We start from the raw sequence: 12,284 nt of genomic DNA, 5'->3' as shown, positions 1-12,284 counted from the left end.
TTTTACGATATCAACATATTTTCGGTTGGATTGTTTGGAAATCGTAATAATTTTTTTCACCTGCGCCCCGGTGCAGTAATCATATAAATTTTCGGTTGATATGGGTAAACTGGTGGAACTGATGGGCGCCTGGGAGAAGTTCACGGCGGCGCACCCCGACGGTACGCTCCCGGAATTCGGCGCCTGGCTGGCCTGCGGCAACGACGTGCTGCCCGATGCCACCCCCGACGCGGCACCTATGGCGCAGCAACTTGCCCTGCAGGCCGGCTACCTGCTGGCGAAGCTCAATCAATACGTGGCTGTGTATGCAAAGCCCCTCGTACGCAGGCACGGCCTCAACAGCCTCGACGATTTCGGCTACCTGGCCACGGTGCAGCAAAGCGGTCCCCTGTCGAAAAGCCGCGCCTGCGCGCTGATGCTGCAGGAAGTGACCACCGGTAACGACATCATCCGGCGGCTGGTCAGCCGGGGCCTCGTTCGCGAAACACCCGACGTGCAGGACCGGCGCCAGAAGCTGCTGCACCTCACACCGGAGGGGGCAAAACTGCTGTTCTCCTTGTTCGAGGGCTTCCGCGAACTGCCCGATGTGCTCGGACCCCTGCCGCTTCCCGAGCGTCGGGCGCTCCTTGATTGGCTCGGGCAGCTCGACCGGCATCACCAGCAGGTATTGGCCGAAATGCGCCGCTCCGTTTAGCACATACAACTAAACCCCACGATATGAAAAGCAAACGATGGCTCGTGCTCGCTGTTACACTCGCGAGTCTCTTCGGCCAGTACTGGATCAATGCCGGGATGACGCCACTCAAGCCGACCGCCGAAGTGGCAGGTCGCGAGGTGCTGTTGAATTACACCCTGCCGCCGCCCTTCATCTTCAGCATCTGGGGCCTCATTTACCTGGGCTTCGTATACTACGCTTTCTATGGCGTGAGCCGCACTGCTATCGACGACCGGCAGGCGGACCGGGCGGCACTGCCTGCGGCGCTGAGCATTTTTCTGAACCTGCTTTGGACGGTGATCGTCGGTGCCGAATGGTGGGTGCCGGCCTATTTCCTGCAATGGGCGATGCTGGCAGTGGCCATCGTGCTGCTGCGCCGCTGGGCGCCGGAGCGCTGGCTTTCCATACCCTTCGCCCTGTATGCGGGCTGGCTTACGGTAGCGATGATCCCGTTCACTACTGACCTCCTTAACCGCAGCGGCTGGAGCGGCGCTCCGCTCCCGGCGCGCACCTGGGCCGTGCTGATCTATGTGGTGGCCTGCGCCATCGTACTGCTGGCGTTCCGCCGGCTCCGGCAGCCCTTTTACCTGCTGCCGCTCGCCTGGGCCCTGTTCGGCCTTGCCATCCGCTTCGACGGTGTGCTGCGGCTTACGGCAGGGGTGCTCTCCGCAATGCTGCTGCTGTTGTTCCTCTACCAGGGGTACCGGTGGCAGGCAGCAACGCAGGTACGTCCTGACGCGGCGCTGCTGCACGAAAAGGCCGGGTAAACACCCGGCCTGTCATGAGGCACATGAGATAGAGGTAGATGATTGTTAAGTCGGTTTCTCCGAGTGTTGTCGTGAAGCGTTAGGCATGAGGCGTGAGAAGTAGTCAGCTACTGTCGGACCGCTCACCTCACGCCTGACCCCTCACGCTTTTTCCTATTGCTCGTTAATGTCCTTTCCGGCTTTCAGCCGCTCGATCATGGACTGGATCGCCTTGCGGTTCGCTTCGTTGGGCGCGAGGGGCAACGCTTTCTCGGCGTGCTCGAGCGCCTTCGCGTATTCACCCGCGGCCGACAGGCCCCGCGCCATCCCGGTGAGGCTGAGGAGCTGGCCGGGCGCCTTGTTGTAGTTATACTGGAACGCCTCGAGGGCGGCCGTATTATTACGGGCGGCGAGCAGTTGGCGGCCCAGCTGCTGCACCCCCTGCACATTGCCGTGGGGGAGGGCGGCGCGGGTAGCGGCCAATGCTTCTTCGGTCTTGCCGAGGCGCGTCAGCAGCAGCGCCTTCACCGATAGCGCCGGGAAGGAGGTGGGGTCGCCGGGGAAGCCGGGCCTGGTGGCCATCGTGGCCCATTCGAGTGCCTTGTCGAGCCGGTAGTTGTTCTGGAGCGCCCAGTTGGCGGCCACGGTAAGCCCCTGAGCCGTAAAGCCCTGCGGGTGCTGCGCCTCGATGGTGAACGCCTCGAACTGCTGGGCGAGGAGATCCACCTCCACCCGGAACGGGATCGAGCGCCGCTCCCACGACAGCAGCACCGTGGCGCCCTTCGGCGTCTGCTCCACAAACTCGTAGCGCAGCAGCTCCACGCTCTGCTCCAGCGCGCGCGGCTGCACCGCTACCCGGAGTACATCGTCCTGCTCCTCGTAAAAGAACGCCCCCCAGGCATCGGCGCGCCGCGAGAAGATGACGCTCGACTGCAGCGAGTCGTAGGCAACAAACAATCCGTAGCGGCCGCGGGGGAGGGGCTTGCCTTCGATCAGTACATCCTTGTCGAATTCGATCACCGTGGTTTCGTTGGCACCCGCCCGCCAGGGCGCCGGCTTGCCGTTGCCGAAGCCGGGATCGGCGAAGCCCTTGTGCACCACGCCGCCCCAGATCTTACCGGCGCGCCCGCTCACGGCGGGACGGTGGTAGGTAATGGAAACCTGCGTGAGACCCACCTGCTCGGATACGATCGCTTTGCGGGTATAACCGTTGGGTGCTGCGGCATTGTACGGTACCTGTGCCCGTAGTGCCAGGCCGGAGGCCAGGAGCAGTGCGGTGAGGTAGAGGGGCAGTTTCATGGAGCCTTGTTTTGATGAATGTTGTGCGGCCAAAGTAGCACGTAGTTTACGCTGCCCGGGCGCAAAAGGACGGATCTCATTTTGCAGGTTCCGAAACTGGTTTGCCGATCGGATGGGCGCTGCGAAAAAGGACGAAGCCGTACTTTCCGGGACGGACAGCTGGGTCGCTTCGGCGGTGATATGATTACTTTGCACAAAAGAGCGCGCGGCATGGGGCTATCCAACGACGGCAGGCAAAACGAGTTGCTTTTATACAGGCGCTGGCCCTGGCACCTTGCCTTCTGGACCGGCTATGCCCTCTTCCGCTTCTGGCCCTACTACATCACGGTCAACTACTACCCGCGGATCTTCCTGGAGTATATGCTGCTGTCGGAAGGGGCGCTCGTTATGGTCACCTACGCCACGCTGGCCGGCTATCGCCGGCTCATCGGCCGCGGCAGAACCTTTGCCTACTTCGCGCTCGGCGCCTCCGCCTGGATCGGTTACCTAGTTGTGCGTACCGAGTTCCAGTTCTACTACCTGCGCGGCGAGCCGGCCTTTCGCGGACAGTCGTACCCCGACATCCTCCTCAACAACGTGGCCGTGGTGCTGGTGTATTTTCTCTTCATCTCCGCCTGCCGCTACTTCAAGGACAGCTACATCGCCGGCCGCCTTGCCGCAAAACGGCGTGAGGAGCAGCTCCTGGCCGAAGTGAACAACCTGAAGTCGCAGATCGCGCCGCATTTCCTGTTCAACACGCTCAACAACCTGTACGGGCTCGCCGTTACCAAATCCGACAAGCTGCCCGACCTCATGCTCCGGCTTTCTGACCTGCTGCGCCATGCGCTGTACGATACGCAGAAGCCCTATGTGCCGCTTGGCGATGAGCTCGAAGTGCTGTCGGGGTACATCCGCCTCGAAAGCCTGCGGCTCGAAGACAGCCTCGTGCTCCGGTACGACAACCAGGTGCCGCCCGGCGCCCGCGCGCCGATCGCACCGCTGCTCCTCATCGTGTTCGTGGAGAATGCGTTCAAGCACGCGAAGCGGGCGAGCGCCGGCGCCGTCGAGATCTTCATTCAAACAACGCTCGACGACGACCGCTTCACCCTGGTGGTCCGCAACAACTACAACCCGCAAAGCACCGACCCGGGTACCGGCATCGGGCTCGTCAACGTGCGGCGCCGGCTCGACGTACTGTATCCCGGCGATGCGCACGCGCTCGAGGTGGACCGGCAAGATCATTGGTATACTGTAACGCTGACCCTGCGGCTACACCCAACCTTTCAACCTGCAACCTGAATGGAACCGGAGAAATACACCTGCCTGGTAGTGGACGATGAGCCGATCGCGCGGCGCATCATCACCGGCTATATTGCGCAGCTGCCCCTGCTTTCTGTGGCCGGCGAATGCATCAATGCGCTCGAGGCGATCGCGTTTCTCAAGGGCCATCCCGAGGTGCAGCTCATTTTCCTCGACATCAACATGCCCAACCTGTCGGGCCTGCAGCTGCTCAAGATCCTGCAGCCGCGGCAGCCGGTGATCCTGACCACGGCCTACCCCGAGTTCGCGGTGGAGAGCTACGAGCTCAACGTGGCCGATTACCTGCTGAAGCCGTTCTCGTTCGAGCGCTTTGCGAAGGCCGTTTACAAAGCCATCGACCTGTTCCAGGTTGCGGGCGGCAAGCCGGCGCAGGTGGCTGCGCCTGCCGGCTTTTTCATCAAATCGGAAGGCAAGAGCTACCCGGTGGCGCTCGGCGATATTCTTTACTGCGAGGCCCGCAAGAACTATACGATGGTGGTGCTGCGCTCGGGCAAGCGGCTGATGCCGCTGGTGCCGCTTTCGAAGTTCGAGGCGATGCTGCAGGAGGCGGGCGGCGATTTCCTGCAGGTACACCGGTCTTATCTGGTTGCGCGGGGGCATATCCGTTCCGTTTCACCCAACAGTGTGCTGGTGGATGCCGCCGAGATCCCGATCGGGGTACAGTTCAAGGAGCGGTTCTTCCGGGCTATCGGCATCGGCGACCGGTGATCGATGATTGGCTTCCCGCCACCTGGTCGGATGCACCATAAAGAAGGGCGGCCATCAATGGCCGCCCTTCCGATTGCTCACGGTGTCCGCTTCTATTTCGCAAGGGTGATGACCTGGCTTTTAGTACCTGCTTTGGTGGCGATGCGCAGCGTATACAGGCCGGCCGGCAGTCCGCTCACGTTCAGTTGCACGGTGCTTGCCCCAGAGAGCCTTGCCGACAGCAGTTGCCGGCCGTCGAGGCTGTGGATGCTGGCGACTCCTTCCTTGCCCGCGGGCACACCCCCGAAGACCAGGTTGACGACATCCCGAGCCGGCGTAGGGTATACGTGTACCGCGACTGATGCGGCTGCGTTTTTCGGCGCTGCGGCGCGGCGCTTGCTGCTACGGGCGCTCTCCGTGGCGGCGGGCTGCTGAAACACGATCTGCGACTTGAAGATGCCGCCACGGAACGGGTTGGTGACGTAGAAGCTGCCGGCATAGCCTGTTTCCGCGTCAAAGAACCGGCACACGGCTTTCGAAGCCTGGTTGTCGATCTCGGTCCAGGTCCTGCCGGCATCATAGGATACCGCTGATCCCTGGAAGATGGGATTAGGATGCACGGCGGTAGATACGAAGGCATTGGTGCCCGGCACCGCGGTCATGCGGCTGTTCTTCCAGTTGGGCGGCTGGAAGTAGTTGGTCCAGGTGAGGCCGCCGTCGGTGGTGGAAAACACGAAGGTGCGGCTGCGGCCGCGCAGGTGGGCCACGCCGGTGAGGCCATCATCGAGAAAAGCGATCTCCTGCACATAGGTGCCGGGGATGGAGTCTACGACATGCACCGTCCAGTTCTTCCCGAAGTCGGTGGACTTGTACATCCGTCCGCGCGAGGTGCCGAACCAGATGGTGTTGCCCACCACGGCGTACCCGCTGATCCAGCCGATCTCATTGGGCAACGGTGCGGGCAGATCGGTGGCGTCTACCCGCTTCCACTTTTTACCCATATTCATCGTGGTGTATACTTCGAAGTAACCGCCCTTCGGGTCGCCCACGGCGATGCCCTTGTTCTTGTCTTTGAAGTGCACAAAGCGCGGCACCGAGCCGGTATCGAACAGCTCGCCGGGTTCTGTATGTTCCCAGGTGACGCCGGCGTCGGTGGTATGAAACACGCCGCCTCCCTTGCCGAAGGTGCCCGGCGCGGGGCCGATCTTGTTCATCGCCACCCAGGCTTCCTGCCCGTCGATGGCGCTGATGTTGGAGAAGCGCAGCGTGCGGTCGGTACCCATCTTCCCGGGTATCCAGGTGTTGCCGCCATTGGTGGTGCGGGTGAAGTCGAGCACCGGACGGCCACTGAGGAGCCCGTTCTTACCATCGTAGCAAACGGCCCAGGCCGTGTACTTGTCGGGGAGCGATAGTTCGTAGAAGCCCAGGGTGTCGTTGCTGAAGCCGGCATTTTGCGGCAGCCATTGCGCGCGGGACGTGCTGCCGAGAAAGAGGAGGGAGGCGGCCAGTAGAATTTTTCGCATGTTGTTGGGGTTTGTTTGCTGTAAATTATCCCGGCCAGGCCCTGTCTTTTTTACAAAGGGACGAGGGCTGATCGTGGCGGACAGAAAGAACCTGAATCCGTAGAACACCCGGACGAAAAGCGTTGAATTCGGATGGTGTCTGGACGAAGCGAACGGCCCCTGGGCACTGGTGGTTCCTAAAAAACCGGAACGTGCGAGTTGCTTCCTGCGATCGCCGCCCTACTTTTATACGACTTTACCACGGAACAACCCACGCGCTATATGAAACAGCTTTTCCTGCTTCTCTTTATACTGATTGCTGCAGACGCATCCTTTGCACAAAGCTCCGACTCCATCGCCATCATCCCGGAACCGGTATCGATAAAAAAAGGCAAGGGGCAGTTCGTGCTTCCGAAGCACGTGGTCATTGAAGCCCCGGCGATGGAGGCGCTCAAGACCACGGTTGCCTTCCTTAAAGAGCGTCTCTCGGCGCCTACGGGTGCCCGCGTGTCGGTGGTGTCAACGGCATCCACGCCCACCGTACGCCTGTACCTGACGCGGCCGGCGCAGCGGTCGATAAAGAAAGACGGGTACACCCTGCGGGTAACACCCAAAGGAATTCTGATCACCGCCAACGAGCCGGCGGGCTTGTTCTATGGTGCGCAAACGCTCGTTCAGCTGTTCCCGAAGGAGATCGAGTCCAACGCAAAGGCTGCCCGTACCCGCTGGACGGCTCCGGTGGTGGAAGTGCGCGACTACCCGCGCTTCGGCTGGCGGGGGCTTATGTTCGACGTGACGCGGCATTTCTTTACGAAGGAAGACGTGAAGAAGTTCATCGACGGCATGGTCCGGTATAAATACAATATCCTGCACCTGCACCTCACCGACGACGAGGGCTGGCGGATCCAGATTAAGAGCCTGCCGAAGCTGACTGAGGTGGGCGCCTGGAACGTGAAGAAAGAAGGCTATTTCGGCACCTTCTCGAAGCCCGGGGCCGACGAGCCGCGCAACTTCGGCGGCTTCTACACGCATGAGGACATCCGCGAGCTCGTACAGTATGCGCAGGAGCGCTTCGTGAACATCTTACCCGAGATCGACGTGCCGGGACACAGTCTTGCCGCGATCGCTTCTTACCCGGAGCTTTCCTGCACCGAGGGCGCCGACAAATACGTGGTGCGGTCCGGCGAGCCGATCATGGACTGGTCGCGCGGGGCGCCGCCGATCGCCCTGGTCGACAACACGCTTTGCCCGGCCAACGAGAAGGTGTACGAGTTCATGGACAAGGTGATCACGGAAGTGGCGCAGCTTTTCCCGTTTGAGTACATACACGTGGGTGGCGACGAGGCACCGCATAACTACTGGGAGAAGAACGAGCAGGTGAAGGCGCTCATGCAGCGCGAAGGGTTGAAGACCATCCCGGAAGTGCAGGGGTATTTCGAAAGAAGGCTCCAGAAGATCGTGCTGGCCAAGGGAAAGAAGTTCATGGGCTGGGATGAGATCATGGAGGGCGGTCTGGCGCCCGGCGCGGCCGTCATGAGCTGGCGCGGGATGAAGCAGGGCATTGAGGCCGCGCGGATGGGCCACGAGGTGGTGATGAGCCCGACGCAGTATGCCTACCTCGATTACATGCAGGCCGACCCCGTGATCGAAACAAGGATCTATGCCTCCCTGCGCCTCAGCAAGGCCTACCAGTTCGACCCGCAGCCCGACTCGGTACAGACGACCTTCATCAACGGCGGACAGGGCAATCTCTGGACCGAGCAGGTGTACAACCTGCGGCAGGCGCAATACATGATCTGGCCACGGGGCCTCGCGATCGCGGAGTCGGTGTGGTCGCCGCGGGAGAAGAAGAACTGGAACCGCTTTTTCAGCAAGGTGGAAACGCACTTCGGCCGCTTCGACGAGGCGGAGGTCAAGTACGCACGCAGCGCCTACGATCCCATCTTTACGGTGACGCGTACAAAGGACAGTACCGTGAACGTGGAGCTCAGTACGGAGGTGGAAGGCCTTGATATCTATTACAGCTTCGACAACTCGTTCCCCGATCGCTTCTATCCCAAATACACCACAGCCTTGACACCCCCGAAGGACGCGGTGATGCTGAAGGTGGTGACCTACAGGGGCAAGCAGCAGGTGGGCCGCTTCAACCTCATGCCGGTGGAGGAGTTGAAAAGGAGGGCGGGCCTGTTGAAGAAATAAGCGGTGCGTACTGCGCTGAATGCCTACCGGTAATAGCTCCGGGTACTGCGCAGCCGCTTACCGGCGGCGGCTACAAATAGCTTCCAGTATGCGATGTTTTCGAGCTTGTATTCCAGCTCGTAGCGCAGAACGGGGTCTTTTGTTCCGGCGAGCAGCGCGCTCAGCTCCGAAAGCCACTTCTCGTAGCTTTTGTTGGCGCGCTCCCGGTTGCAAGGCACGCAGCAGGGTTGCTTGTTTTCGGGGCGGTTGTTTCCGCGCCGCGAGCGCGGCACCAGGTGCTCGATACCCCAGGGCAGGGGGCGGCTGGCCGAATTCAGCTGCGCGCCGCAATAACAGCAATATAGAGGTGGTTGGTGCAGGAAATAAAGATAGGGATATGCAGGCCGCGAAGCCCGGTGCGGGGCCGTTTGTGCCGGGTAGTGCCCGCCCGATGAAGTATATTTGAATGCGTATGAAAAAGTTTCTTGCCTTTGCTTGCCTTGCCTTACTGGTGCCTGCGCTGAATATAGCTTTTAAAAGCCCGGAGCGCGCTGGCGTTGATGCGTCGGCTCCGGACGATACCCGGGGCCGGACGAACGTGCCGGTTGCTCCCAAAGACACGATCCGCACCGGGGCCGACCAGACGGAGCAATACGTGCCTTACCTCAAAGGCAAGCGGGTGGCCATCCTGGCTAACCAGACCTCCATCATCGGGCGCCGGCATATGGTCGACAGCCTGCAGGCCCTGGGCGTCAATATCGTGAAGGTATTCGGGCCGGAGCATGGGTTCCGGGGTAATGCCAGCGCGGGTGCGCATGTGGCGGATGAAAAAGACGCTGCCACGGGCATACCCCTCATCTCGCTCTATGGAAAAAAGAACAAGCCCTCGAAGGAAGACCTCGCCGACGTGGACGTCATGGTCTACGACGTGCAGGATGTGGGCGTCCGGTATTATACCAATATCAATGCGCTGTCGCGCCTGATGGAGGCCTGCGCGGAGTACGGGAAGGAGCTGCTCATCCTCGACCGGCCCAATCCGAACGCCTACCTGATAGACGGTCCCATCCTGGATATGAAGCACAAGTCGGGTATCGGTATGTTCCCCATCCCGATGTCGCATGGACTCACCGTTGCGGAGTTTGCGCAGATGGCCAACGGCGAAGGCTTCCTGACCAATAAGATGACCTGCCCGCTCCGGATCGTACCGGTGGCCAACTACCGCCACAGCATGTACTACACGTTGCCCGTGAAGCCGTCGCCCAACCTCAACACGCAGCAGGCCATCATGCTGTACCCGTCCACCTGCATGTTCGAGGCTACCTACCTCAACCACGGCCGCGGCACCCAGTTTCCCTTTACGGTATTGGGCGCGCCTTACCTGAAAGGGATCTACGATTTTTCGTTCACGCCCACGAGCATCAAAGGCATGGCCGAGACACCCCTCTTCATGAACGAGGTATGCTATGGCCTTGACCTCCGCAACTACGATGTCAATAAACTGCTGAAGCGGAAGCAGATCAACCTCGATTGGATCATGGAGTTGTACAAGGCATCCCCGCAAAAGGAGAAGTTCTTCGACTCGAAGCTGAGTAACCAGATGAATTCGATCGAAGTGCAGATCGGCACCTCCGAGTTCCGGCAGCAGATCATCGATGGGGTTTCGGAAGCCGACATCCGGAAAAGCTGGGAGCCGGGACTGAGCAACTACAAGAAGATGCGGAAGAAGTATCTGCTTTACAAGGATTGATGTTTGGTCTCGTAGGTGAGGGGCTAGCTTTTCTCGACGGAGATGTCATTGCGAGCGCAGCGTCCCGAAGCCTCGGGACAATCTCCGCAACCTGCGGAGTGTTCCTTTAGCTGCGGCTTTTAGGGTCACTCCGCGTAACGGAGGAGATTGCTTCGCTACGCTTGCAATGACCTATACAACGCTACCGTCACGTCAACAGCGCTCGCAATGACCTCTAAAGCGGGAGCCGTTTATTCCAAGCCTTTCAGCAGCTTATAGAACGCGTCCGCGTAGCTGTCGCTGATGGGGATGAGGTCGTTCCCGATCCGGATACGGTTCTTCTCGATATGATCGATCTTGTCGATGGCCACCAGGAAGGAGCGGTGCACGCGGGCGAAGGCGCGCGGCGGCAGCATGCTTTCGAGCTTTGCGAAATTGAGCAGCGTCAGGATCGCCTCGTCGCGCGTGTGGATCCGCAGGTAGTCCTTCATACCTTCCACGTAGCGGATGTCGCGCGTGGCTACTTTCCGGATACGGTGGCCCACCTTGAGGAAGATGTGGTCGGGTTCGTTCTGGCGCTCCGGTTTCGGTTCCCTGGATTCCGGCTCGTTCTTCCCGCTTTGCTCCTGGTACAGGCGCAGCACCCCCTTATAGAATCGCTCGAACAGGATCGGCTTCAGCAGGTAATCTTTTACTTCCAGGTCGAATGCTTTCAACGCATACTGATCGTACGCAGTGGTCAGGATGATCATGGGCTTCGGGTTCAGCATCGGGATGAAGCTGAGGCCGTCGAGATCGGGCATGCTGATATCGAGAAACAGCAGGTCGGGCCTGAGGTCCTTGATCGGGCCTGCGGCCTCCAGCGGGCTCATGAACACCCCCTTCAGTTCCAGGAAGGAAACCTTGGCTACATATTCCTCCAGGATCTCCTGCGCCAGGGGCTCATCGTCAATGATAAAGCAGGTGAGCTTCTCTTTCATAGGGCTGTGGTTGAAGACCGTGAATGCGGAGGACGACCGTAAAGGTAGTGCCCGTGTCGTGCAGTTCCAGCGTATGTTGCTCCGGGTACAGCAGTGCGAGTCGCTTGCGTACATTCGGGAGGCCGATACCACCCGCACCTTCGAGCGGAGGCGCGGCCGCAGGTGTGCCGACGGGGTTTTGCACGCTGAACGTAAGCGTATCGTGCTGTACCTCCACCTGCACCCGGATGTCGCCGGGCGCAAGGCGGGCGCTGCTGTGCTTATAGGCGTTCTCGAGCAGGTGGATGAAGAGCAGCGGCGCCACGTGGCAGGCTTCGGTGTCGCCGGATACCTGCAGATCGACCACGGGGCGCTCCCGGTAGCGCAGCTGTTGCAGGCCCATATAGTCTTCGAGGTATTTCAGCTCGCGCGCCAGCGGCACGGTGGGCGCGTTGGATTCATAGATCATATACCGCATCAGCGAGGCCAGCTGCATCACGGCATCCGGCGCCGCCGGGGCCTGCTTATATACCAGCGTGTGAATGTTGTTCAGCGTATTGAAGAGAAAGTGCGGGTTGATCTGCGACTTGAGGGATTGCAACTCGGCTTCCACGGCCTGCTTCTCGAGCTGCTCCTTTCGCACGGTGTTAAGCACAAGATTCTCGGTGATGCGCGCGAGCCAGCCCAGGAACAGGAACGGGAGCACAATGGAGACAAGGGAGATCACGTAATTATCCGCCAGGTCTTCGTTGCGGTCGAACTGACGGTGGTGCAGCAAGAGGTACCATACGGGTGCGCTGAACACGAGTAGGGTGAGCCGCAGGTAGTAGGCGCGTCGGTTCCGCTTGCCCGGGTAGCGGGTGAGCAGCCAGAACTGACCATAGAATGCATAGAGGCAGGTCGCGATCACGGCCACTGCAAGGCGCTGCCATTGCGGCCCGCTCTGGCTAAGCTGCAAGGCTACCAGCCAGGAGAACAGGGCCCACAGAACAACATGCACCCGCAGGAATACCTTTTTGATCCGGTTCATCCCGCAAAGGTACCTGTCGCCTCCGCTTCCGGGCGGTGTACTCGACTAGCCGGGTATCCCGATCTACGAATGGCCCCTTCGGGTCTGCCGGTGGTTCCGTATAGCCATTGGCGCCCTCCGTCGAGCCGTTAGGGGCATCAGCA

General features: G+C 60.5%; 11 protein-coding genes. 6 read left to right on the top strand and 5 right to left on the bottom strand.

Translation table 11 applies throughout. The features are described 5' to 3' along the window. The first annotated feature begins 100 nt into the window (after window positions 1–100). Together ABD937_RS04945 and ABD937_RS04940 are read left to right on the top strand one after the other, a co-directional pair. Window positions 101–694, top strand: a complete 594-nt coding sequence (locus tag ABD937_RS04945) for a MarR family winged helix-turn-helix transcriptional regulator (protein ID WP_345253862.1) — start codon at window positions 101–103, stop codon at window positions 692–694. Between the two features lie 23 nt (window positions 695–717). After that, a complete protein-coding gene (locus ABD937_RS04940) occupies window positions 718–1,482 on the top strand; it encodes a hypothetical protein (protein ID WP_345253860.1) in 765 nt (254 codons plus the stop codon). Between the two features lie 153 nt (window positions 1,483–1,635). On the opposite strand, the gene ABD937_RS04935 is transcribed toward ABD937_RS04940, so the two are convergent. After that, entirely contained in the window at window positions 1,636–2,760 is a 1,125-nt protein-coding gene (locus tag ABD937_RS04935) for a DUF2911 domain-containing protein (protein ID WP_345253858.1), read from the bottom strand. Between the two features lie 210 nt (window positions 2,761–2,970). Here ABD937_RS04935 and ABD937_RS04930 point away from each other — a divergent pair, with 210 nt between their 5' ends. Both ABD937_RS04930 and ABD937_RS04925 read left to right on the top strand, forming a co-directional pair. Further along, window positions 2,971–4,038: a sensor histidine kinase gene (locus ABD937_RS04930; protein WP_345253856.1), complete on the top strand. Its 1,068-nt coding sequence runs from the start codon at window positions 2,971–2,973 to the stop codon at window positions 4,036–4,038. After that, on the top strand, window positions 4,039–4,767 hold the full coding sequence (locus ABD937_RS04925) for a LytR/AlgR family response regulator transcription factor (protein WP_345253855.1): 729 nt from the start codon (window positions 4,039–4,041) through the stop codon (window positions 4,765–4,767). It abuts the gene before it with no gap. Between the two features lie 92 nt (window positions 4,768–4,859). On the opposite strand, the gene ABD937_RS04920 is transcribed toward ABD937_RS04925, so the two are convergent. Then, complete coding sequence (locus tag ABD937_RS04920; RefSeq protein ID WP_345253854.1) at window positions 4,860–6,269, bottom strand: T9SS type A sorting domain-containing protein; 1,410 nt, start codon at window positions 6,267–6,269, stop codon at window positions 4,860–4,862. 261 nt (window positions 6,270–6,530) lie between these two features. On the opposite strand from ABD937_RS04920, the gene ABD937_RS04915 reads away from it, so the two are divergent. Continuing rightward, window positions 6,531–8,447 carry a beta-N-acetylhexosaminidase gene (locus tag ABD937_RS04915; RefSeq protein ID WP_345253853.1) on the top strand — a complete coding sequence of 639 codons (1,917 nt, stop codon included), beginning with the start codon at window positions 6,531–6,533 and terminating at the stop codon, window positions 8,445–8,447. A 23-nt stretch (window positions 8,448–8,470) separates the two neighbouring features. Here ABD937_RS04915 and ABD937_RS04910 read toward each other — a convergent pair whose 3' ends face one another. Further along, window positions 8,471–8,806, bottom strand: coding sequence for an HNH endonuclease (locus tag ABD937_RS04910; protein ID WP_345253978.1), 336 nt, complete (start codon window positions 8,804–8,806; stop codon window positions 8,471–8,473). Between the two features lie 92 nt (window positions 8,807–8,898). Here ABD937_RS04910 and ABD937_RS04905 point away from each other — a divergent pair, with 92 nt between their 5' ends. After that, window positions 8,899–10,173 (top strand): exo-beta-N-acetylmuramidase NamZ family protein, encoded by a 1,275-nt coding sequence (locus ABD937_RS04905; protein ID WP_345253852.1) that lies wholly within the window; start codon window positions 8,899–8,901, stop codon window positions 10,171–10,173. 230 nt (window positions 10,174–10,403) lie between these two features. On the opposite strand, the gene ABD937_RS04900 is transcribed toward ABD937_RS04905, so the two are convergent. After that, the gene (locus ABD937_RS04900; protein WP_345253850.1) at window positions 10,404–11,132 is read right to left on the bottom strand and encodes a LytR/AlgR family response regulator transcription factor; all 729 of its coding nucleotides are present in this window, start codon (window positions 11,130–11,132) and stop codon (window positions 10,404–10,406) included. Continuing rightward, a complete protein-coding gene (locus ABD937_RS04895; protein ID WP_345253848.1) occupies window positions 11,101–12,141 on the bottom strand; it encodes a sensor histidine kinase in 1,041 nt (346 codons plus the stop codon). The genes ABD937_RS04900 and ABD937_RS04895 overlap by 32 nt, the downstream gene beginning before the upstream one ends. Window positions 12,142–12,284: the final 143 nt, after the last annotated feature.

It is taken from the genome of Flaviaestuariibacter amylovorans, assembly GCF_039541815.1.
Lineage (GTDB): Bacteria > Bacteroidota > Bacteroidia > Chitinophagales > Chitinophagaceae > Flavisolibacter > Flavisolibacter amylovorans.
This window is presented reverse-complemented; position numbering and strand designations above follow the sequence as displayed.

Excerpts from the sequence above, each read along its gene's own strand:
- ABD937_RS04945 (WP_345253862.1), top strand. The coding sequence starts at position 101 with ATGGGTAAACTGGTGGAACTGATGGGCGCCTGGGAGAAGTTCACGGCG.
- ABD937_RS04940 (WP_345253860.1), top strand. The coding sequence starts at position 718 with ATGAAAAGCAAACGATGGCTCGTGCTCGCTGTTACACTCGCGAGTCTC.
- ABD937_RS04935 (WP_345253858.1), bottom strand. The coding sequence starts at position 2,760 with ATGAAACTGCCCCTCTACCTCACCGCACTGCTCCTGGCCTCCGGCCTG.
- ABD937_RS04930 (WP_345253856.1), top strand. The coding sequence starts at position 2,971 with ATGGGGCTATCCAACGACGGCAGGCAAAACGAGTTGCTTTTATACAGG.
- ABD937_RS04925 (WP_345253855.1), top strand. The coding sequence starts at position 4,039 with ATGGAACCGGAGAAATACACCTGCCTGGTAGTGGACGATGAGCCGATC.
- ABD937_RS04920 (WP_345253854.1), bottom strand. The coding sequence starts at position 6,269 with ATGCGAAAAATTCTACTGGCCGCCTCCCTCCTCTTTCTCGGCAGCACG.
- ABD937_RS04915 (WP_345253853.1), top strand. The coding sequence starts at position 6,531 with ATGAAACAGCTTTTCCTGCTTCTCTTTATACTGATTGCTGCAGACGCA.
- ABD937_RS04905 (WP_345253852.1), top strand. The coding sequence starts at position 8,899 with ATGAAAAAGTTTCTTGCCTTTGCTTGCCTTGCCTTACTGGTGCCTGCG.
- ABD937_RS04900 (WP_345253850.1), bottom strand. The coding sequence starts at position 11,132 with ATGAAAGAGAAGCTCACCTGCTTTATCATTGACGATGAGCCCCTGGCG.
- ABD937_RS04895 (WP_345253848.1), bottom strand. The coding sequence starts at position 12,141 with ATGAACCGGATCAAAAAGGTATTCCTGCGGGTGCATGTTGTTCTGTGG.